Source organism: Anaerobiospirillum succiniciproducens DSM 6400 (genome assembly GCF_000482845.1).
In the GTDB taxonomy this organism is placed as follows: Bacteria; Pseudomonadota; Gammaproteobacteria; order Enterobacterales; family Succinivibrionaceae; genus Anaerobiospirillum; species Anaerobiospirillum succiniciproducens.
The window spans coordinates 1-24,109 of sequence record NZ_AXWV01000015.1 but is presented as its reverse complement, the minus strand read 5'-3'; the positions used below and the strand labels follow the sequence as shown (position 1 = coordinate 24,109).

At 44.4% G+C, this 24,109-nt stretch carries 12 protein-coding genes and 1 pseudogene; 11 read left to right on the top strand and 2 right to left on the bottom strand.

Features of this window, described 5'->3' with window-relative positions; all coding sequences use genetic code 11:
* Positions 1 to 67 precede the first annotated feature (67 nt).
* Complete coding sequence (locus H524_RS0101850; protein ID WP_027939006.1) at positions 68 to 286, bottom strand: hypothetical protein; 219 nt, start codon at positions 284 to 286, stop codon at positions 68 to 70.
* A 1,002-nt stretch (positions 287 to 1,288) separates the two neighbouring features.
* Between H524_RS0101850 and H524_RS13705 the strand changes: the two genes are divergently transcribed.
* From H524_RS13705 to H524_RS0101800, 7 genes are all read left to right on the top strand, one after another.
* Complete coding sequence (locus tag H524_RS13705; protein WP_052338841.1) at positions 1,289 to 2,152, top strand: BON domain-containing protein; 864 nt, start codon at positions 1,289 to 1,291, stop codon at positions 2,150 to 2,152.
* 979 nt (positions 2,153 to 3,131) lie between these two features.
* Positions 3,132 to 4,772, top strand: a complete 1,641-nt coding sequence (locus H524_RS0101840) for a hypothetical protein (RefSeq protein ID WP_027939005.1) — start codon at positions 3,132 to 3,134, stop codon at positions 4,770 to 4,772.
* 864 nt (positions 4,773 to 5,636) lie between these two features.
* The gene (gene umuD / locus H524_RS0101825) at positions 5,637 to 6,077 is read left to right on the top strand and encodes a translesion error-prone DNA polymerase V autoproteolytic subunit (protein ID WP_052338840.1); all 441 of its coding nucleotides are present in this window, start codon (positions 5,637 to 5,639) and stop codon (positions 6,075 to 6,077) included.
* 1,065 nt (positions 6,078 to 7,142) lie between these two features.
* Positions 7,143 to 9,032 (top strand): hypothetical protein, encoded by a 1,890-nt coding sequence (locus H524_RS0101820; protein WP_027939003.1) that lies wholly within the window; start codon positions 7,143 to 7,145, stop codon positions 9,030 to 9,032.
* 1,022 nt (positions 9,033 to 10,054) lie between these two features.
* Entirely contained in the window at positions 10,055 to 10,462 is a 408-nt protein-coding gene (gene dhaM, locus H524_RS0101810) for a dihydroxyacetone kinase phosphoryl donor subunit DhaM (RefSeq protein WP_027939002.1), read from the top strand.
* 423 nt (positions 10,463 to 10,885) lie between these two features.
* Positions 10,886 to 11,266 carry a hypothetical protein gene (locus tag H524_RS0101805; RefSeq protein WP_027939001.1) on the top strand — a complete coding sequence of 127 codons (381 nt, stop codon included), beginning with the start codon at positions 10,886 to 10,888 and terminating at the stop codon, positions 11,264 to 11,266.
* A 346-nt stretch (positions 11,267 to 11,612) separates the two neighbouring features.
* Positions 11,613 to 12,014, top strand: a complete 402-nt coding sequence (locus H524_RS0101800; protein ID WP_027939000.1) for an arsenate reductase ArsC — start codon at positions 11,613 to 11,615, stop codon at positions 12,012 to 12,014.
* Positions 12,015 to 12,113: 99 nt separating this feature from the next.
* Here H524_RS0101800 and H524_RS17700 read toward each other — a convergent pair whose 3' ends face one another.
* A complete protein-coding gene (locus H524_RS17700; protein ID WP_027938999.1) occupies positions 12,114 to 12,716 on the bottom strand; it encodes a sugar O-acetyltransferase in 603 nt (200 codons plus the stop codon).
* 858 nt (positions 12,717 to 13,574) lie between these two features.
* Here H524_RS17700 and H524_RS0101790 point away from each other — a divergent pair.
* The 4 genes and pseudogenes from H524_RS0101790 to H524_RS0101765 form a co-directional block, all read left to right on the top strand.
* Positions 13,575 to 14,318 (top strand): SIMPL domain-containing protein, encoded by a 744-nt coding sequence (locus tag H524_RS0101790; RefSeq protein WP_027938998.1) that lies wholly within the window; start codon positions 13,575 to 13,577, stop codon positions 14,316 to 14,318.
* An 896-nt stretch (positions 14,319 to 15,214) separates the two neighbouring features.
* A complete protein-coding gene (locus tag H524_RS0101780; protein WP_027938997.1) occupies positions 15,215 to 19,747 on the top strand; it encodes a beta strand repeat-containing protein in 4,533 nt (1,510 codons plus the stop codon).
* Between the two features lie 1,535 nt (positions 19,748 to 21,282).
* Positions 21,283 to 23,634: a peptidase U32 family protein gene (locus H524_RS16210; RefSeq protein ID WP_052338839.1), complete on the top strand. Its 2,352-nt coding sequence runs from the start codon at positions 21,283 to 21,285 to the stop codon at positions 23,632 to 23,634.
* Positions 23,635 to 23,786: 152 nt separating this feature from the next.
* Positions 23,787 to 24,109, top strand: a pseudogene (locus H524_RS0101765) (hypothetical protein); the annotation flags it as partial.

Below are 24,109 nucleotides of genomic sequence, written 5' to 3'. Positions count from 1 at the left end.
CAAAATAGCCTAAATATCGCGATCTTTGCGACTTTGATTACTTGACATATGTTGTTGTAAGCGTAAACTAATTGCATAAAAACCAACAAATTAGAAATGTTTCACGGCGTCCTTTTACTGCAAGAACTGTCGTTTTTTGCAGTGCAGCTGTGCCGATAAAAACGGGATCCATTTTGATTTGACTGCCAACTTTTTGCAGTCGAATAATGTAAAGTTTAAGATTGTTAATCCATGCAAAATCTAACGTTTCTGTGCGAAAGTTGCTTGCAATTGAATATGCGTTCATGCATAATGACCATACTCCTTATGTTTGTTTGATTGTTACCCCTCGAGTCGTTCATGCGGCTCGGGGGTTTTTTAATTTCTAGGCCCCAATAGCCTCAAACACAAGCCATTTATCACCAATCTTCTAAATCTCCCAAGTCTCTCTTAATCACTGTTCCACAGCGATTACCTAAGCAGCCAGTCTGAATTTATCCACCATAAATCACCAGTTTTCTTGCGTTTGGCCATCTGATTGTCATGGCTTGGGGTTGTATCTAACGAGCTACACTAACAGCCCATAATTTGATGACGTCATTACTCTTTACATTTGGCTTAATAGTCTCAACGCATTTTTTGAGTTATGAGTTGTACCTTCAATCTCCTCTTTCAACATTTTAGTCAGGGTACGGCACACTCTGAGCGTGCCAGTGGTTATGAGCGAAAATTCATATGATTGCCGCCACCGCCATGAGTATTTAGCCAAAGGCCATCGTCGAGCGTACTTGCTGTATGAGTAGTGCTGCTTAGACTAAAGGGCGGCATGAACTGCAGCTTGGCAGGGCCTGGGTATTTGGTTTGCAATTGGCCTGGCAGGGCCTGGGGATGTTGGGTGAGCGGCGAGCTTGGCATGGCCTAGGTACGTTGGGTGTGCAATTAGGCGGCTGTGCTTGACTGAAGATTGTGATATTGCTAATTTCCAACAAACTTTCGTTTGGTATACTTATAAATGGGTAAGTACAGCTGCGTATTTCTTTGATCTAAGCGGCTGTGGTTCTTATTTGATAAGATCATGCCCAAAGGATATTTCCGTCAATAACATGCTGATCTAATCTCAAGCTAGCTAAGTGTGACTATGTGGGCGTGCAGAACTTTCGCTTTCGCATGGGCTTGCGCCTTTGGTTTGCGCTTGCTCTTGCCTTTTGTGCTTTGCTAGCTTTGCTTTGGTGGTCGGTTTGTGGCGGTGGCTTGCTGTTGTTTTTTATGGAGCGCAGCTGCTTTATTGACGGCGTTGAGGGGTAAGTTTGTGAAATACGGTGATTCTATGCAAAACGCATCAACTGAAAAAACTTGTACTAATAGCAAAAGTCTCAAGAAATACCTTGCTGCAGGTGTGTTCTGTCTAGCAGCGCCTTTTGCCTTAAGTGGCTGTGGTGCCGTGCTCTTAGCTGGTGCCGCTGCTGGTGGTACTGCAGCTGTTCAGTCTGATGAGCGTAATGTTTACTCTATGGCATATGATGAGGCCATTGAGCAAAACTCTTATAAGATCATGAAGACAAATACTCTCCTCACTAAGCCTGAGGACTTCCGTATTTCTGTAACTTCCTTTAACGGTAATGTGCTCATCACTGGTCAGACCATTAACAAAGACTACCTTAAGTGGTGTGTAAAGCAGATCGAGAAGCTCGAGCACGTACGTCAGGTCTATAACTATGCAACATTGCAAAAGCCAGTACCTGCATCAGTTATCTCATCTGACTCTTACATCACCTCCAAGATTAGGACTCAGTTACTCTTTGGTAAGGACATTAACTCCAACCGCTTCAAGGTCGTAACTGAAAACGGTAATGTTTACCTCATGGGTATTGTTACTAAGGACGAGTCTAAGCGTGCTATTAATACCGTGCTTGGCATCAGCGGTGTACGTAAGGTCTACCACATCTTCGACTACATGGAGAAGAAGATCTACAAGGGCAATGAAGGCCGCAACAACGATCGTTACAGCGTAACCCCAGAAAAGGGATCTAAGTCTAGCTATGTAGCTCCACAACGTAATTCCTCATACGTACCACCAGTACAAAATCAGCAAAACGGTGGCGCTTACATCGTTGAGGATGCCCCAATGGACAACGGCCCTTCATCATTATTGGCTCCATCTGACAACTACTAAGTTAAGAGTAAGCTTACTCTCTAGTCGTCAGATGCTCTATGGTAGTTAGCCTGCAAGCTGCTACTTAACTAGAGCAATATCAATAACTAAGGCTCATTACCGATGGGCCTTATTTATAAGTGCCCTTGGTAAAGCAAGAGCTCTTTGTCCTTAGAGTGTACTTGGCCTGATGGGCTATGCTGCAACAAAGTCTGCATGATTAGTAACTTGGACTCTTGAGTTGCTTTTGATGCACGACTAATCAAGCTTATTTGTATTAATTGCAAGGTGAGCTTGCTCTGTAGTGGTGATTATTCTTTACTCAAAATTGCTCTTGGATCTTTGGATGGCAGTTGAGTAGGGCGAGTGCTCGTTTTTTTGCGTGGAAGGCGGCGTTCTGGTTTTATTGAGCAGAACTTTTGTGGTTTGATTGCATGTTAGCAATGCAAATCGTGCATTGCGGCGATGCAAATGAGGCTAAACAGTTAAATTGCGTATACGTAAACGTATAGAGCGTGTTAAACTTATTTGTATGTACTATTATGTACTGCATTTGGCGCAACTTATATCATAGGCTTAAAGCTTGCATATGATGTAGTGCTCTTTAGTTTAGGCATAGGCATGCTTGATTTGAGCTGATACTTTGCAGCATTGCTGCTTTGTTGATTTAGGCAGTTGCTTTAGTATGTGCTTGGGCGTTGCCCTCATCACTTTGGCATGGCGCTAGCTTTTGTGTGGCTGTTGCTTTGTTGTGCTAGCAAAGATGCTTAGGCGCTTGCTGCTATGCTGATGTCAAATGTGCTCTTTTGACTGCTTAAGTGGGCGTGCTGCCTTGTATAAGCTTGGTAGTCTTACAGTTTCATTGTGCATTTCGTGCACGTATTGTTTATCTGTCACTTTCCTGTGCACCGGTTGTTGCATACATAAAGTGAGCTCGTGCTCTTGCGTGTATGTAATAAATAAGCTTCAGGGATTGGCGCAATCTTGATCGACGAATATTATGGCTCGTGATAACGCTTTCTATATTATCGATGTTTATGTGCCTAACCCAGGGGAGCCAGAGAGTGCTTTAGAGCTTACCATTCTTCGCTATACCAACTCTAGCGATCTTCCTAGTGTGTATGTGCACACTTATCTGCAGATTCAACCTGCCTTATTAAACCGCATCCGTTGGAATCAGGCTGCTGAGCATGGTCTTGATCGAGACATGTTCATTAATAACAATATGCCTACCTTAACCGACATTGAGGTGCGTGATTATCTCAAAGACAAGACAGTACTGTGCTTTTGTGAGAACATCGAGCCAGTACAGACCTTAGTTGCCAATTCTTTTGAGTGCTATAGCATCGTAAGCATGTGGCGTGATGTCTTTGCTGGCGATGAAGCTGCAATGTCGATTAATACAGTTGAAGGCATGCTCGACTATATGGGTCTACCATCTCGAGATCCATCTAATACACGCTATACATATTTAATGAAGCGTGCCCGTGCCTATATGGCTATTCGCCATTATCTATTCAACTGTAAATACCACCATGTACGTCCAAGCTATGGCGATAACTCTTTATCGCAAAGTGATTATTGGCCGCTTAAGAGCGTACAACTGCCATGGTATTCAGGTGAGCCAAGATCTTTAAGTGAGATTCCAACTGAGTCGATTCAGGCGTATTTCTCTAATCGTCTTATTGACTACATTCCTTGGAAGACTCACTGCATTTATGAGTACGATTGGACCTTTGGTCGTGAAGTACGTCCTGAGGTACGCATTAATAAGCAAGACCGTATGATGGATTTCATCTTCAACAAGGTCTTCAATCTTAAAACTCGTATTCAAGTACTGACCTTCTACAGTCTGTACCATAAGCAAACTGACTATGCACGTGAAGTAGCTATGCATCATGGTAGCTACAACACTATGCGCGTGGCGATTAAAGAGGACTTCTCGGCTTTCGTGATCTCTCACTTAGACGACTTCCTCTCGGCTAGACAGAAGCATGACATCATTAAGGCCTTAGTAGAGCAATGCTTAAATGCTAAGGATGAAGCTAAGAACGTAGAAAACGACTTAGACTTCGACAAGATGTATAAAAATGCCAGCGAGAACAATCTCAAGTTCAAAGTTGAGCGCATTGATGATGCTAATAGCTTCCGTTGGTACAAAGAGATCGCAGCTGAGGACGATATCATCTATCGTTGCTTCATCATTAAAGGTGACAAGGAGCAACAGGCTCTGTGTATCGACCTTATCAATGACAAGCTGCGTGAGCTCTTAACTGATGCGCATGATCCATTCTCTCCAACTTGGCTTACACAAGAGCTAAAGTTATGGATCTCCTCGATCACTGGCTTTGCTTGGCAAGAGATTGCACGTGATCCACGACCAAGCGACTCAACCTCTTTAAATGAGGTACGTCAGACTATTCGCACCATCATCAAAGAGGCTAGTGCTCCTTACTGTAAGACATATGCCTCATACTTTAAGAGTGCAGTTAATGGTATTAACGAGCTTGGTGAGGATGAAAGCCGTGTCTTTGCTTTCTGCTTTATGGGTATTATCCACCGCTTTGAAGTAGACAAGAGCGAAGAGAGCATTGGCATGTGGGGAAAGATCCGCAAGGTGCTCTTTGGCAAGGACGACTAATCGATCCCATTGAGCAGCCAACACCAAAGCATCAATCCATCAGCAACAGCTCTATCTATATCCATAGAGTAACTAGAGCTGTGCTTCATGCAAGTCCCCTCACATATAGCTACAAACTGAGACTGCCTTTCTGGTATTTCCACTTGCGTAAGTAAGCGGCCAGACTACACCTGTAGCGGCAGCGGGTCATGAGTCATAGCTTTGCAGCTCGTTGACGATTACATCGATTGTTAGTAAGCATCACCAGATAATGCTGTCAAAATGCTCAAGACATGTACAAAAGCCTTGAGAATCTAACAACTGTTAATTGCTCTAGCATTACTTGCCTGCATAAGCATAGCTGCAGCATCGAGCCATCATGCTCAAATGACCACTTTGTAGCTGCCTAATTCAAAGAGACGGCATTGCCTCCTCTGTGCAGGCTGATGCATAGAGCAGAAAATGTGGCTGTAGCATTTGCTTTGGCTGTGGCTGAGGCTTAAGTTGGAGGTTAAGTTAAGTATTAGCTCTTGGCTATCGGCTTATGGCCCTTAGCGCTTAGTCAAAGACTATTCTCAGCCCTCATCGTGCAAGACAACATTAGCTCAACTTAGCAAGCTATTGGTCTTAGGCTGCATACTGCAGGGAAGCTCATGGTGCGTATGGCACTTAGGTGCGGTGCTAGGCGATATTGCGAACAACATGGCTTGGGTCAAGGCTTTCAAGGTGGTGGAGCCTTACTCCTAGTGAGAGAAATGCTTGGCTGATTTGGCTGTATGCCTAAGATAGTGTAGAGTAGGCATGACAGTTAATGCTTAAGGCTATTTGTAGTGAGTATGCTGCAGATTAGCGTGGTGATTTGATAATTTTGGTGTAGGCAATACTATGGTTAAAGATGATGCTCTGATTCCTTTTGGCAAGATGCCTGAGAGTCGTACTCATATGCCTCTGCCAGTATCTTTAGAAAGCATTCCAGCTGGCTTTCCGGCCCCAAACGGTGGCTATATTGATGGCGAGCTCGATGTAAATGAGTTCTTAGTAACTCATCCTTCCTCAACTTACATCTATCGTGTCTCTGGTGACTCCATGATTGAAGCTGGCATTATGTCAGGCGACTTTGTGCTCGTAGACTCAGGCATGACTCCTGAGAATGAAGATACAGTAGTTGCCATGGTAGATGGCGAGTACACTGTTAAAAAGCTCATCTTAAAACCAAAGCCACAGCTCGTGCCTTGCAATGCAGACTATTCCCCGATTGAAATCGGCGAGTTTACCGAAGTCACCATCATTGGCCCTGTCATCTCAGTCATCCGCAAGTACCGCTAGCAAGCAAGCAATCAAGCAAGCAAGCGAGCTACGCCTTCACCTTACCTTGTAATCTACCAAGCTCTCACTGCTGTTTTGGCAACGCTGCCGCATGAGTAAGTTCTAAGCTTTGCGAGCCCCGATAACCGTCAGGTATGAGCTTGAGTCATGAGCAGGCGTCCTCATTTGCACTTTGCTATATGGGTTGCAGAAAAAGTATGCTTATCAAGCTCCAAGCTGCTTGATGGCGTAATTTGTCTCTATGCACGATAAGCTCAGCGTAGAGCCACGTATCACTTCTGTTTCCAATCAACCATAGCAGCTACTACCAACAAAGCTGCAGCAGTTATTCAAGCAGCAAGTACCACGGCCATTGCCTTAAATAGCCAAACAAAAGCAATGATTGGAAAAGATAGGCTTGCACAGTAGAACAACTGCACTGAGCCTAGCCCATCTAGGTAGAAGCCTCTTACATTGCTTGAGTAGTGGAAAGAGCATACATATCGATACATGTCACCATCGTTACTCAGAGAAGCTCTTAATCAAGCTGCTGCCATGCACTAGCTAAGCATCACAGTGAGAGTTTAGATCACGGCATCTCAGACAAGTATGGTCTTAGAGCATGCAAGTGCAAAGGCAAGCACTCAGCTTGGAAGTAAGTAAACTTTTAGGCATGGGTGCCATTAAAAGTAGGTATGCAAGCTCTGCTGTGCATCATGCACATTCGTAGATGCAAACAGAAAAGTAGGTCTGGATTTGCTAATAAAATGCTCTTGGGCTTTAGGCTCGCCTTTTAGTTGTTTATTAGTGCTGCTAAGAGAGGTTCGGCCAAGATAAATAGCTATGGGGCTGCTAAGTGCTGTGCAGCGATGTAGAGTTACTTTTGCGGCGCTAAAAGTTGCGTACGTAGTCTGCTGTTCTTGATGATCTGCTGAGAAGAAAAGAACTGGCTTGGGCTTTTGTGGTGATGTGGGGATTATGGTTTGCGTTGGATGTTTGAAAAATATAAAACATAAAATTGGATATTCTGCGTTCTATTGGGCTGTGTTAAGATACAGGCCTTGTGTCGTTTTGTGAGGTGACTTCATGCCTGCTAAAAAGAAAGCTCATACCTGTATGGCTGCAAATATCTCTTTAACTGAGCTGGAGTTATCAAGGCTTCATGAAATGGCCTCTACCTGGGGTGTAACACCATCACGTATGGTGGCGATGCTCGTCAATCAGGTTTATGAGAGTAAGGCCTTCTTAAATGGTTATGAGTCGCTGAGCGATAAAGAGCGTAAAGCACTTTTAGAGCGTCGTGCGCATTTGCAAAATATTAAGCAGGTTAGATCTGCGGCAGCTCGCAAGCGTAGCTACGATCGCCGTCAGGGTGTTAATCGTGGCCTTACTAATATGATGGTGGTATGTGCTCCTAAGCGAGATCAGCTTAGTAAGACGAGTGGTATTAGCATTCCTGGAGTATTTTGCGAGAAATTAGGAGAGGTATGGTTAGTACCATATGGCATGCTTAAGTACATCTCATCTGTAGAGATCATGTCTTATCCATGCTATGAGTCGGTACAGGCGTATTTTGCTGATCAGCGTATTCCTAAGTCTCAAGTGCAGAACTTCATCAGCAAAAACCATAATTACAAGATTGAGTCTGAAGGTGAGCTCAATGCTATCAAACAGCTCTATCAAGAGTATGGTCAGGAGCTGCCAGAGCTTACTTTAGGCCCCAAGCTGCAGCTTGGTCTCAATCGTCGTGCTATAGATGACTTTATGCGTGAGCATGCCCATGAGAGCAATTTGTACTTAGAGATCATGTCTGAGGTAGCTAAGGGTGATTACTCTCGTTTAAATGAGCTCCCAGAAGCACTGCGTCCAACTGATGAGAGTATTGAGGCGAATAACTTTTTCAAAGTTGATCCTGCTAGCTATGCAGCCTTAGTCGATAGCACCATCAAAAAGAACCGCAGCAAGCTAGCTAATGCCAAGCTAAATAGCAGCAACCATGAGTTAGATGCGGCTGTTAATGAAGTCCTCTTAGATGCAGAAACTAAAGATAATCTTAATGCCTCTTTAAGTGACCGTATTGCCTCATTTAATGAGCTCTTACAAACAAAAGCTCAGCTTTTAGATAGATTTAATGCCCAAGACGATGGCCAGGATTTATCAAATGAGTCCCAAGAGACACGTACTCTAGCTCCAAACTTCTTCGCTAATAACTTTGCCATTAACGACAGCTCCTTTACTGAGCGTAACTATCAGACAAGCTCAACCACATCTACCTCTACTAGCTATGATGATACATTCCATGGCTACGGCAGTGCAGAAAGCAGCCATCTAATGTCTACCACCAGCACTGCTGATGCTACAGCTGGCAGCTTTGGCCACAATGAGGCTCACTATGCAGCTGCAGCCGCAGCAGTTGAGCATGGAGCTCAACACAAAGCTAACCTAACGATCTATGAGGGCATGTCAGGCACTGACGCTATGGGTAGTAAAGCTCACATGGCAGGAGCTGCGCAGGCATCAGTGGATGCTGAAGCTACAGGCATAGCTGAACATGCAACAGTGCAATCACCACGCTCTAAAGCAGAGGAGATTATTGAGCGCCTCAATCTCCGTTCCTTAGGCTTAGATGAAGAAACTATCAGCGGTATTGTGGCATCGCATTTACCAGATGAATCTGATGCAGCTGCAGCTCAACATGCTAGCTCCGATGACGGTGATGCATCACAAGACCAAGGCGATCAGCTCAGCTCAGTTAAGAAAAAGCTCAAGCTCGATCGCAGCAGCCAGGACAAGGCCTTAGAGCTCGAAGATGAAGACGATGCTGATGATATCGATAAGCTTATCTATCGTGGTCCTTGTCCAAATTACTCAGCTAAGCCACGTAAGACTAAGGTCTCCAAACGTCTTGACCCAAATGCCAAGCAAAAACGTACCACTAAGAAGGCCAAGGAGCTTGACGCTCTCATTACTGAGTAGCCGAGTACTCACAGCTTGTTAAGCTACAGAGTACAAATGCTTAGCATGTGAAAATGGCTACGCCTTAGTTGCAGTTAATTGCTCTTATCTAGCCGTGTCTAGGCTAGATGAGCATGTATGTGACATCTTGAGGTTGTGTGATGAGGTGTGGCTAGGTGCAAAGCCTGACTCTGCAAGCAAATACAATCGTATGGCGGTTTGATTAGCGTTAACTATTTGGCTCGCATCTAAGTTATGGTCGCTGCGCTTAAACGCCAACCTCTACTGCTGCCATTGACGGTACGCTGTGGCAAGAGAGTAGGCTAAGTAGTTCTTGGGCATACGCTCCATATCCGTACGAGAGGATCACCTCTAATACATGGAAAAATCGAGTATAGGCCTTGGTCGTTATGGGTGGTCAGTCCAATTGTAGAAATAGCCGCAGTCGGGTGAGTCGGCAGAAGTTAGTAAGCAGGACGAGCAAGTAGTGTCGAAGGTGAGGATTTGAGCGCTTTTGCGTTGAAACGTTGCTCAGTGATGCATGGTGCTTTGTCCAAGGGCAGTTTTACAGCACTTGAGATAGCAACATTTGAAGTGGCGCTTGAAGAGGTGATTAGTTTCTTTGCCTGGGGTGAGAGAGCTCGGCATTTAGTTATGGGCAGTGGCACTAAATTATGTTGTAAATGACGGCAGCTGATGGGATTTAGTGGCCGGCTATAGGCGTTATAGAGCAATTAACAGCACAGTTTTGAGACAAGGTTGGGCTTTTTGACTATGTCTTATCAAATGTGTAATAGTACTATGGTACATTGCTTTTAAGATTGTTAGGCATTGTGCGCGAGGATCTTGCCTTTTGTAGAGAGATAATTTTTGCTCAGATCAGTGCACAGCCTTTAAAGAGTACCGCGCTAGGTGCTAAAATACGAACCTAAGACACCGCTTTACTGAATGAAATCAGCGACTCCTTGTTACTGTAGATAGGAGCCCCGTAGCGGTGCCGGGCTTTAGTTGCGGCAACTACCGATTTTTATAGGAGTTTCTTGATGATTGGTATTGTAGTAGTTTCACACAGCAGCAAGGTTGCTGAGGGCATCTGTGACATGGTTAAGCAGATTAGCAGCCGTGACGGTGCTGAGATGCCGATCTACCCAGCTGGCGGTAACGCTCAAGGCGGTTTAGGCACTGACCCTCAGAAGGTTCTCGATGCTATTAAGCTTGCAGATCAGGGCGAGGGCGTAGTAGTTTTAGCTGACTTAGGTTCAGGCGTTATCAGCTCACAAGCAGCTATCGCAATGCTTGAGGAGCCACTACGTTCACGCGTTAAGATCGCTGATGCTCCTATCTTAGAAGGCGCTGTAGGCGCAGGCGTTGAAGCAGCTGCAGACGGCGAGTCCACCTTAGAACTCGTTATCTCCACCGCTGAAGGTGCACGTCAGCTTCACAAGAAGTAATTTGAGCTTACAAACTCATACTTCACAAAACCCGCTCTCTTAACTGATAGCGGGTTTTTTGTTATGTGCAGCACCATTCGTCTCACTCAGGCCAAAGCCATGGTCATGGAAAATAGGCCACATGCCACGCTTGCTGTAGTAGCTTGCTCAGTATGTACCATCATGCAAGGTCATGGAGCTTATGCATATAAATCCCACACATGCTATAGAATGCATTAAGGTTTATAGTTTGACTCTATTTAGCAATTGCTATCAAAGAGCACTTAAAGCTTAGATGCACCAAGCAGGTCTTTATGAAATATGGTGGGTCAATATGCTTTTGAAAGGACTTTAAGATATTTACGCCATGCCAGAAGGTAGCAGCATAAGTAGGACGTTTATAGTCTTAAGCTTTTGGCAGGCAAGGCAAAAATGAGGTAGCTAATGAAAAACAACGCCAAGCAGCAATCTAAGAGTGCTCAACTAAGTAAAGAGGATGCTCAAGCTAGGCTTAATGAGCTTGAGGCTCAATATAATGCGCTCCATGCTGCTTTCAATGAACTAATGAAAGAATGCAATGCCAATTGCGCGTCTCATGCTGAAGATGCATTAGATCCCGTCATAAAGCAGCAGCTTGATAAGCTAATGGGAGATATGCAAAAGACTCATGAGATGCGACTCCTTTATATGCAAAAGGTTCATGAGATGCGTGTTCTTGATATCAAAAAGGAGCAAGCCAAAGAAATACAAAAGCTCAAAACCAAGGTTGAGTTTGCCGAAAAGGTTGAAGCTATCTTGTCCAAATACAGGGTTGATAACAAGTAATTAGCTAGCACTTGATACTCAGACGATGGTTGTAGATAAGGTATGTTGTATAGGCGTTTTTTAACATCAGCACAACCATGTGCAGCATTCACATGGTCTGAGTATAAGTTAATGCTCTCATGCACTGTGCAGCAAGGACGGCGCTTTACGGGTGCACTTGAGAGTGGATTTGCTTATTAAGGCCCATTGTTATGCAATTATCTATGACGCTCTGAGCGCATAGGTTAGATGAGTACCAAAAGCAAGGTTGCATACTAAGCGCTTACGTTTAGGCTGGCTTGTTGATTAAATGGCTAGGTTTGTCTTGTACTGGGATTTTGCTGACTTGAGGTAGAAAGATAAGGATATGAAGAAGAAAGTAGCTTTTGTGTGCGTACATAATTCTTGTCGCAGTCAAATCGCTGAGGCATTTGGCAAAATGCTCGCAGCTGATGTGTTCGAGAGCTATTCAGCAGGTACTGAAACTAAGCCTGCCATTAACCAAGATGCTGTGCGTTTGATGAAGAGTTTATATAGCATCGACATGGAAAAGACTCAGTACAGCAAGCTACTTGATGATATTCCAGCAGTGGATATAGTGATCACCATGGGCTGCAATGTACAGTGCCCACATCTGCCTTGTGAGCATAGAGAAGACTGGGGCCTTGATGATCCAACTGGTATGTCTGATGAGGTATTTGAGCAGACTATCGAGGCGATTAAGGTAAAGGTCTTAGAACTTAAGCAAAGGCTTGAGGCAAACAAGTAAGACAAGAAAAATCGCGGCCAAGCTAGAGCGCAATATCTGAATGCCTCACTATGGCCGCTGCAGTCACATCAAATAGCAAGCTCTTTAGCTTTGCAAGGGCTATCGCTCTACTCGGTGCTTGCTCTCGTCTTTACGCACCTCACGAATGACCTTGCATGGATTGCCCACTGCCACCACGTTTGCAGGGATATCTTTAACCACCACTGAGCCGGCACCAATAATACTGTTGTCGCCAATGGTGACGCCTGGGCAGACAGTGACATTAGCACCTAACCATACGTTTTTGCCAATAGTAACAGGCTTATTGAGTTGATAACCAAGAGCCCTAAGCTCAGGATCTTCTGGATGGCTTGCAGTGGCAATGACGCAGCGTGGCCCGATCATAGTATTGTCACCAATAGTGATGAAGGTATCGTCAACGAAGCAAGCATCGTAGTTAACGTAGACATTGTTGCCTAAAATTAGGTGATTGCAGCCAAAGTTTGAGCGCATAGGAGCCTCAATAAAGCAGCCTTCACCAATAGACCAGCACATCTTTCGTAATAGCTCATCACGATAGTCTAAAGCATCGTATGGTGATGCATTAAAGTCGTTAATGTACTTAAGGCAGCTACGCTGAGCCTCAAAGAGATCAGGAACGGCTTGATCATAAACCTCTCCAGTATGGAGGTACGGAAATAATGTTTTGGTATCTAAAAACATCTAAAGATCCTTATATCAGTAATTCATCACGCAGGGTAAGGCATGGTTGCTCAACTAAGCAGTCTACACCTGACAATCAAGTCAAACCCGACTAGCTAAACCGCAGCATCATCAGCAAAACCGAGCATACCATTCAAGTTACAAGTTCAAGCCGCATGACCAGCGTAAGTCAGCGCACATACATAGCCTGCTATGTACAGCAGGCAGTAAAGCTATCTTGCAGCTATTGCACTTAGCTGTGCCCATATTGCAGCTTAGCAAGTGAGCAGCACAGCTATTCAAGCATCTACAGTACAGTCTATCAAAGTTAGTCACAGCAAGTGCTATCTATGCACTCGAACATAGGTTGTCCCATCTTAGCGGGTGGAGCTGGACATAGATGGTCGGATCATGAGCTCATTAAGTATGCAACAAGAGTATCGGTGAAAAGTACACAATCTGGTACTCAAGATACAGTCACATGACCTTTTAAAACTTAAAGATGGTGTGACTTGGGCTTAGTAAAGTGCTGCTAGATAAATAAAGCGTCATGGGATTTGAGCAAATAATAGAATATAGGAATTGCAGTCATGCTAGGCATAAAAGCGCATATAAACGCATCTGCAAAGAGGCTAAGCACAAGCCACTATACACATACTTAAGTAGCCTACTGTGCATGACTAAGTCTTAGCTAATTATTTAGGACTAGTATGTATTCATTACAACGGGACATTGCATATGGGTATGGCCGCTGTAAGACGATTGAGATTAGTCGCAAGTACGTAGTCATACTCGTTGGTTCTAAACGAATTAAAGCCAAGCTCATAGCAGGTTCATATTTATGCGTAAATTGAGCAAGGCTTGGTCTAAGGAGCTTATATGAAGACTTTAAGCAAAAGTTTAGTAGCTATCTCTTTAGCTTTAGCATGTTTTACTACTACTCAAGCACTTGCTGATGATGGCAAATGCTCTGACAAGTATGGCCGCATCAGCGTAGTAGGCGAGGGTGAAATCAAAGTCATGCCTGATGTGGTTTCACTTGAGTATCGTGTCTCCTCATTAAAGGACACTGCCAAAGAAGCTCGCGATGAGGTAGAGAAGACTGTATCAGCATTCTCAAAGTCTGTTGGTACCTTAAAGTTAGATAAGGATGCCTTCATTGCAGACAACATCACTATCATGCCACGCTATCAGTGGAATGAGGCTAAGAAAAAACAAGAGCAAATTGGCTATGAGGCTGCACGTAATGTCAGTGTCAAGCTCAAGGACTTTACCCTCATTGGCAAGGTAAGTGATGAAGCTTTAAAAGCAGGCATTAATCAGATCTCAGGCTTCAACTACAGCATCTCAGATCCAAAGAAGTATGAGCGTGAGGCAGCACAACTGGCTATTGCTGATGCCAATGACAAGGCAGCATTCTTAGCCAAGGGCTTTAATACTAAGGTAGGTGGGCCATGCTCTTTAAGCTTTGAAGAGCGCTCTTATGGCTCTCCATACCGTCTCATGAGTGCATCAGCAATGGCTCGTAACACTGCCGAAGCGGACGTAGCACCTGATACCTATACAGTTGAGAAGGTAACCATTTCTTCAAGGGTAAATGCTACTTTTAGTATCAAAGAATAGCTATACCTAAGCACGGGTATAACACCGTGTCCAAGCTAAGGATCAATACTAAAGCATCCTTAGCTTAGAAAACCGAGTACTTTTCGTGATCATAAGGCGCTATTTCTCCAGCATAGGCGCCTTTTTTGTGTCTGCAGCAAAAGAACAGCATACTCGCAGCCCAAGAAAACAAGGCTACCTCCAAAAACGTCACATAAAGTCCTGCCACACTGAAAACAACGTATAGTCCTCAAGCTATGGTCACGAATGAATGAATAGCAAAGTAGGGCAGTGCATGGCGAAGATGCAGCTAAGAAACCCAACATCAAGCTTAGTTTTGACGGTGGTATGGCATATCAAGATGATTTAATAAACGTCTCAACTGAAATGAACATGCCTAAAAATAACTTTATAAATTGCGTAAATATAGCTTTTATATCTATATATGAATAATAATTATACTAGGGGGGGGGGGCATGAAATTTTTTCGACTATTCATGCCTGAAAAATAATAGGTTTCCAATCTTGCTGCGGACATTTCGTTAAATAATGTCTACTGCAGATGTTTAAATCACAACTCTCAAACCTATAGCCTTTACTAGAACATGCTTACCTTCCTAAAGGCTGTCACGTTTTCTTCAAGCAACGTCATAGATACTCATATGCATACATTTTAATGACAATTGGGTCTATAATGCTTGCAAAGATAGTTTTTATCTCCCGCCTAAAGTTACGCATGGTCGTGATTTTAAAATCGTATAGCTCCAAGCCTAGCTTGGCATACTCAAGATTCAAGACACCTCATTACTAGACCATCGAACTGTTACAGGCTGAAGCCAGCAACACCGCGATACACGTGACCTAACGTGTCAGTCTAGTCCTTTCTCAATAATCAAATATTCATTTCGCGCTTACAAATGAAGCAAACCAATAACGCCATTAAGTTCTTAATGGCTCAATACCGTGCAATCTTCAAGAACGCTAACATCGCTATGTTAGCCGCTATCGCCGCATCAGCTTTAGCAGCTGGCCAGGCACAGGCTGCTGGTCCTGTTAATGTTACTGAATGGGGCCAGCTTGAAACTGGCAGCTATAATGGTGGAACCTCTGGCGATGCCGATAAGAAATTTGAGATCGAAGGTGCTGCAGATGGCAAAAACAATAATGCAAATGGTTTCGCTGTAGAGGTAGTTTCTGGTGCGCATTTTATCAAAGGTAGTGGCGATAACACTTCTTTTACAGTTGCAGAAGGTAAAGACGCCTCAATAACTATCAAGGCAAATGGTAAAACCGCCCCAACTGTTCTCATTGCTGGCAAACAAGATACAGATTTTGCAAATGTAACCATCAAAGAGTTCTCAAACCTTGGTGGTACCTTAACTATTAAGGGTCATACATCTGACGCTACAAAAACATCCTCATTGGTAGCAAATAAGATCAATATTGGTCACGCAACAGAAAAGTTAAAGGCTAATGCATCAGTTGTACTTGATAAGAATAGTGTTTTAGGAAGTGCTGATACAACCGAGTTCCAGATTCTTCAGAGTGGTTCTTTAACATTCTCTGGTGCAGGCTCAAAGGCTATATCAAAGGACGGTATTATTCTAAACGGAGGTACTATTAGCACTGCTGAGTCTGCTGAAGGCACAATCGTAAATGGCTTAAAGGTTCAGTCCGGTGCTTTAAACGTTGCAGGTGGTACTGCTGGTTCAACTTTAGCAGTTGATAAGCTCACTGTAAGCAATAAGGGTGCTGTTGTTGTTTCAGGTGGTACTGTTGGAGGCAAGCTGAACGTTGAGTCCGTAACGGTCCAGTCAGGTACCGTTACTGTGTCAGGTGGCGCTAAGGCAGGTAAGCTTACTGTATCTAACGACTTAAACGTTTCTGGCGGTACCGTGGATCTTGCTACAGGCACGTCAGGCGGTGAGTTAGAGGTTCAGGGTAAGACCAATTTTACTGGCGGTAAACTCAACATCGCTGAGAGTGGCGCATTTACCATTAAAGATAATGCTACCTTTGCTAAGGGTACTATCGGAACCATTAATGCAAACGGTGCGTTCAAAGTAGATACAACTGCTAAGTCTGTTGATCTGAACATTGCTCAGGCAGAGCTCAAGTCTTTATTAGGCGGTGCATTCTCCGCATCAGGTAACAATAACTTCAACCTCGTACTTACCGATGCAGGCGAAACTCTTGACCTCTCAAAGTCTGGCTTAGTTAATAATGACGGTAAGTCTAAGATTGCAATGACCGCCGGTACAGGTGTTGCCAACATAAAGACTGCAGGCGCAGCAACTTACTTAAAGGGTCAGTTCAACAGTGCAACTGGTTATGACTTCAAGACCATGACCGTTGGTGACTCTAATACGTTTAAGATTTCTGGTGGTGCCACTGTCACTGTTCATAACGGTATTACAGTAAGTGGCGATGCTACTAAGACATCCCTCACTGTAGAAAAAGGCACTCTGAATCTTGATGGCTCAGGTTCAGTAGCATCAAAGACTCTTGCAGTTTCTGGCGCTTCAGCAAAACTGAACGTAACTGGTAAGTGGTCTGTAAATGACCTTACTTTAAATGAGGGCAATACTAAGTTAACTGATGCTGAACTTACCATTGCAGGTACTTTAACTTCAGATAATGCTAGTGGTAAATTAGATGCAAACAGCTCAAAGATCTTTGTAGACGGTAAAAATGCTGCCTTGAAAGTTTCAAACGGTAAGATCACCCTCAATAATGCATCTGAGCTTCACGTAGATGCTGCTGATGTACTTAGCGGTACTTCCATCAACGGAACAAATCTAGCTAAGAATAAGCTTGATAGTGATGCAAACTCTAAGCTCGTCTTAAAATCAGCTGAAGCTGTTAAGATGACAAAGGATCAGTTTAAACAGTTTACATCAGATACCGGCTTCAAGGGCATCATTGATGGCATCACTTTAACTGATCACAATGTAAGTGGTACCAAGACTTTAGATCAGCTCGTAACTAATGGTACTGCAGGTCAGGAAGATGTAACTGCATCTGTTGGCAACACAGCTGTTAGCGGCAACTACACTGTTGGTAACGCTCAGCTTTCTGAGGAAAGCGATACTTCTCTTGAGCTTGGTGCAGGCGGTAATCTTACCTTAGTCGATGCCTCTATTGGCACCAACAACCAGGGCAACTTCGTTTCCAAGAAAAATGGAAAGGTTGCTGATGTTGTAATGCAGGATACCACTAATGGCAACACCTTAACCTTAGCTGGTTCCGGTAATATCGGCGCAATTAAGACTGATACTGCTGGCAAGGGTCAGGTTACTTTCGGTACAGCCACCAAAAAGGGCACCGTAAATGTAAATGGCACCATCGGTGCAAATGGCACTGAGCTCGAGCAGGTAACTTTAAATGGTTCTAACGTGACCGTAACCAGTGGCGACGTCTATGCTTACAATGTCGACCTCAATGGTGGTTCCTTAAAGTTAGACTCTGGAAAGAGCTTAGTTATCGGTTCAGGCAACGCTGCTTTAGCTTCTGAGCTCAATGGCGATGTTACTGCAGGTACCTTAACTGTTCTTGGTAACTCAGGTTCTCTGTCCCTTTCTGAGGGCGCAAACGTTTCCGTTTCAACCTTCAATGGTGATAAGGAAGTTCTTGTACAGGTTGGTGCTGACACTGTAGAGAACGGTACTGCAAGCTTATTTGCAGGCACTTTAAACCTTAAGAGCGGTACCTTATTCGTAGACCCTGAGTATGGTGAGCACTATGCTGCTGTAACTGTCACCAACTTCAGTTCACAAGGCACTACCCAGGCTGACGACAAGTCCGCTGGCTTAGTTGACGGCAAGATCAATGTAGGCAAGAACGCTGCATTAGGCGTTGGCTTTGAGTCTAAGGCTGAGCTCGATGCAATTCTGGCTGACTATGTAGATGCAGATGGCTCATTCTATAAGTCATCTTCTAAGGGTCTTGCTAATGCACTTGTACTTAACAAGGCAATTAGCTTAGGTCAAAATGATGGTATCTACGTAGCTGCTGATGCAACTACATCAACTGCTACAGACAACAAGGTAACCATTAAGAACGGTGCGGGCTTAATCATTACTGATAAAGTCTTTACCCCTGATAGTGTAACCGGTAAGAAGACTGGCATCGCAATTACAGTTAATGATGCAGCAACTATCGATGTGACCGGTGCTCAGCTCAAGCTGATTGGTAACTTCACTGGTGCAGATAAGGGCCTACAAATCTTCAGCGATACTACTAATCCTATTTCTGGTACTATGACCATTAAGTCAGCTAACGACTTACTCAATGGCGTGCTTGATGCCAAGACCGGTAAGATGGATCTGAAATTTGAGCGTGATGCAGCTGTTAACAATGGTGCCTTTGCTGATGCTTCAGAGCCTGTACGTAACATGCTGTTAGATCAGCTCGATGGTAAGCTTGCTTATAGCAAGGCTATTGGTTATCAGTTAATTGCTGATGCAGCTACCGCCTCACTGTCAGGTGCTGTAGTTGATGCTGCTGCTCACGCTGCAACTTATGCTGGTGCACAGCAGGCAGCTGTGTTATCCGTAACCACCATGGCTGATGCTATGTTTGGTCGTGTTGGTGCTGTAGGCGTTGAGGCTGCCTCAATTGCTGCCACCGGTTCACAGGCTAATGGCGGTGTATGGTTAACCCCAATGTACAAGTCAATGGATTCCGACGGCTTCAATGCTCAGGGTGCTTCATATGGCTCAGACGTTGACCTCTCTGGCGTAGCATTCGGTGCTGATACTGTAAACGGCAATATGCGCTTTGGTGCAGTATTCAACATCGGCTCTGGTGATGCTGATGGTAAGGGCAACGGTAACGGCTTAAAGGATGAGTTCGATTACTACGGCTTTGGTATCTACTCAGCAATGGGCTTTGGTAACTTTGCTTTAGTTGGCGACGCTTCTATGACCGTAATCTCTCATGATGTTGAGGGCTTAGGCTTACGTGGCAAGGCTGATACTACCGCTGTAACCATGGGCGTAACCGGTCAGTACACTGTTGCTACACCTTCTGTTGATGTAACTCCACACTTAGGTGCGCGCTTCATCCGTCTGAACACCGATAGCTACGACTTAATCTCTGCTAAGGGCGTTGAGGCTACTACTGACTTTGACGTACAGAACGTCTTCTCCGTACCTTTAGGCGTAACTCTGTCTAAGGGCTTTGTAGCTGGCGGCTGGACTTTAGCTCCTAGCGCTGATCTGAGTGTGACCTTCAACACTGGTGACACTGAGGCTAAGTCAACTACCACCTTCACCGGCGTGAAGGCTATTAACCTGAACACTGAGGTTCTTGATGAAGTTCAGTACGGTGTAACCTTAGGCTTAGGTGCTCAGTACGGTGCATTTGGTACCTCATTCGGTATCAACTACACTGGCTCTTCAAACACCGACAGCTTCGGTGTTAACGCTCAGTGCCGTTACATGTTCTAAGAGCGCTGATGCGTAACTAGACGTTAACTAATTAAGTATGGTCATGCACAGGTTTTAGAGCCCTGCATGACCTTCAAAGCGATCATGATCGATGTCAGGGATAGGGCATCGGTAGTGGTCGCTTTTTGCGTTTTATAAATAGCCATGAGCTCCACTCAGAGCTAGGTCAATTTAAGGTCTGGCAATGATTAAGACTTTTGTATGACTTATTGGCGGCTAAAGGGATGCACTTGTTAAATGCTCTTATTAAGACCCAGCACTATCACACTAGCGTAAATGATGATTCTTACGCCTTCGAGGATAATTGCTTAAAATGTTTAAAGAAGGGGCCAAAATGGCATAGTAAGAGGTTAAGATGAGCTTAAGTTTTTGATTTGAGATGATTTTATGAAAGCAACTAAAGAGTACTTTTTCACAAGGCTAAAGGAAAAGTTAGGCGGTGAGGTCGATTATTGTTGTGTATTAGATGGCTGCTATGTGTTTCATCTTTACCACAAAAGAGACTTAGAGGTTATAGCTGGTCCACCAATATATGCCGTCTGCGACCCAAATAACCCTGAAAAGGTTCAGATAAAACAGAGCATGGATTTCGCAGCGGAGGTTTATAAGCAGATGAATGACCAAACTTAGAGATCTCTCCATTTCAGGTCTCCTCTTATTGTCCATTGCCGCTACCAAGGTATGAAACAAGTAAATACGCAACAACTCGGCAGCTTAGGCTATGGCTCATGCGTATCTAAAAGCCTTTGATTTATGTGCTCGCGCAAGATCTCTAATGCCTGTCTTATCTTGTCTCAAACCATGTTTGGTAGAGCTTGTTGTGTTGGTGTTCATAGATAGTTAGTCTTGGCCATGCTGCAGAAACGTTTGATCCATGGCATTACAAAGATGCATCATCACTGACAGGGTTAGTCATTGGTAGGCTCGCTATTGGTCTTTGTAAGATGTTTTAATACCAAGTCACTAATGGGCTGTTGCTGGGCTTTGTGGCCATGGTCTTTTTCCCTTGGGACGGTTTTGTAGTGGGTCTTGCTTAGTGACTCTTGCTTTCTGACTCTTTTGGCCTGTTCGTTGTTCTCTTCGATAATTCGTTTTTGACTGAGCGCTTTGGGTGGTTAGTACTTCGATTTGTGGTAGCGCTTTTGATAAGTTTGGGCAACAGGGAAAATAGGGCCGTGATATTAGTACGAGTTTTAGTACAATATGCCCCGCTGTTTTTAGCACTCTAATCTCTATGTAGCTTCATTGCATTGCTTGGTTCGTAGCTAGTCATCGTCGCTTTTGCTTACTTCTCGGTGGCTATGGCTCGGTTCGATGTTTTGATGCTTTGATTTATTTCATATTGCTGCTTTTCATCATTAGCGTATGCGATGCGCTTGCTACTGATGATGGGAGCGCCACTTCTTTCTTGATTGATTGTTGTGCTGCTTTTGAGGCCTGAGTGGCCTGCATAGCTGGTCGTTGCCAAGGTTAGGTGGTGGTTTGATTGGGATTTGAGGTGCTTGATAGCGGTAATGCTTTTATGAGGATGACAAATGAGCGCACGTAAGCTGGAACTTTTATCTCCTGCCAAGAATGTGGAAATCGGTATTGCGGCTATTACTGCAGGTGCTGATGCCGTATATATTGGTGGCCCATCCTATGGTGCGAGATCGGCTGCAGGCAATTCTATTGAAGAGATTGCTACTTTATGCTCTTTTGCTCATCGCTTTGGCGCTCACGTATACATGACTGTAAACACCTTGCTCTATGACAATGAGATTGAGGGTGTAGAGCGCATGATCGGTGAGGCTCGCAATGCCGGTGTCGATGGCATTATCGTGCAAGATCCTGCTGTCTTATCCATGAGTACAGTTAAGGATTTAGAGCTGCACTGCTCAACGCAGATGAATATCGACACGGTTGAAAAGGCTCGCTTTGCTCAAGAGCTTGGTTTTAGCCAGATTGTGGTGCCACGTGAGTTTAGCTTAGATGAGATCAAAGCCTTTACCTCAGCTTTGCCTAACATGCGCTTTGAGGTCTTTGTCTCAGGTGCCATGTGCGTATCAGTATCAGGTGTATGCTTTATCTCTGAGCTGATGACTGACCGTAGTGCTAATCGTGGCTCTTGTGCTCAGATTTGTCGTCTGCCAATGGACTTATATCATCACGATCGTAAGGCTGCTAAAGATAATCCTGAACTAAAGGATGAGCTTTTAGCCTCTGGTCACCTCTTATCCATGAAAGACAATCTGCGTCTGCATGAGCTTGAGGATTTAGTTGAGGCAGGTGCTTCATCTTTCAAGATTGAAGGTCGTTTAAAAGATCGTGACTTTGTGGTCAATCAAGTAGCCGCATTCCGTGAGCGCTTAGATAAGATTATTGATAACTCCAATGGCCGCTATGAGCGTGCCTCCATTGGCGTTAGCAAGCGCACCTTTGTACCAGATTTAACTAAGACCTTTAACCGTGGCTTTACTTCAGCTCTTGTCCATGGTGACAATAGCGATATGATTAATACCAAGACCCCAAAGAGCTTAGGCGAGCTCATGGGTGAGGTAATTTACTGCGGTAGCGCAGCTCCTGCTAGCTCTAATCGCAATCGCTTTAACGATAAGTCCTCGTCTCGTACTGGCAAATTCGGTGGCGATAAGTTTGCTAAAGAACGTAGCTCTGCTAATAGCGATAAGAGCCAAGGCTTTGTAGTAGACATGAAGCTGAGCCGTAACTGTGTTCTAAATAACGGCGATAGCTACACATTCTTTGATGATAATGGCGAGCTTGCAGGTTTCCGTGTTAATCGCGCCTCTATGCTTTCAGCGTATGCTGCTAGTGCTGCTAAGTCATCTAAAGGTCAGTGGCAGGATAAAAATGCTAAGGGCTTAAAGGGCTCTACTGCTCATGGCTCAAATGGTCATGGCTCTAATGCTGCCAATGCAAAGGGCACGGCTGCTGCTCAAAAGGCTAGTGGTGCGGTTGAGGGACAGATTGCTGCAATTAAGCTTGCTGATGGCTCTATTGAGGGCAGAGCAGGTGATATTGTACGTCTGCACGTACAGGCAGTACCTGAGGGCATGAGTGTTGGCGCTAAGCTGCATCGTAATGTAGACACTCTCTTTATCAAGTCCATCAATATGCCAAAGTCTATCTTACGTAAGACACCATTATCTTGCGTAGTAGACATTGCTGCAGATGGCCTGTCTATTAGCTTTATGGACGAGTATGAGCGTTGCGGCAGTGCTAGTGTTACTTATTCAAGCGTCCATGAGGAGCTTACTAAGTCAAATCCAGACTTTGATATCAGTGCTCTACAGCCACTCAAGCAAGAGGTCATGACCTCAAAGTTAGTAAAGCTTGGTGATGACTATCTGTCACTACAAGAGAGCGACATTACTATCAATGGCCTAGAGTCAAATGCTTTAATGCCACTGTCAGCTTTCAACAATCTACGTCGTGAAGCTCTGCAAGAGTATATCCGTGTAGTTCAAATGCCTCGTTGTAAGTGCATTGAGTCAAATCTTACATACTTAGATGGCAAGTCTGAGTCTCTTGTCTACACCGATCCACAGGGGCTTCAGAGTGGCGCAAATCCATCAGCTGCAGTCGGTAGTGCTGAGGCTGCTCAGATCTTCTTCCCAGAGGGTAGTATTGATCCACGCTTAATTAGCAATGCCAAGTCACGTGCTTTCTACGAGCAGTACATGAAGGACGGTTTGGAGCCACCAAATCGCCTCATTGGCAACGCTGTTATGACTTGCCGCAATTGCTTAATCAAAAACCACGCTTTATGCCATGATCTCGGTGGCTCTACAACAGGCTTCTACTTAATGATTGGCAAGCATCGTTTTGATCTTGTTACTAACTGCAAACGCTGCCTCATGTACTTAGCCCCTCACGAAGAGGCCTAACCAAAACCAGCAGCAGTCCGTCCCAAATACACTAGCCTCAATACTTTGTTGAGGCCATCTAGTATAGCGTTTCATAAGTATATACACTAATTTAGCATTAAACACTGTATAAGTGATATATTAGAGGAACATCCTGGCAGGAGTTCCTTTTTATGTCACGCCCAGTAACCAAAATTGTTCGTCTCAGTAACGATGAAGCAGCTGATGTTGCTAAAGTTCTGAGAGAAAGAAACCAGACACACACAGCCTTTAGGAATGCCACAATTCTCTCATTAGCGAATTCTGGCAAATCTCCAAAAGACATAGCCAATGAGGTACATGTAACTCGTAAAACTGTGCATACTGTCATAAACAAGTACTTAAAGTACGGGCTTTCATCATGCTGGGGCGATCTAGAGCGTTCCGGAAGACCGGTTTCAATCTCGGATGAGGCGAAGTGCTATGTTATAGACTTAGCTTGCAACAAGCCAACAGC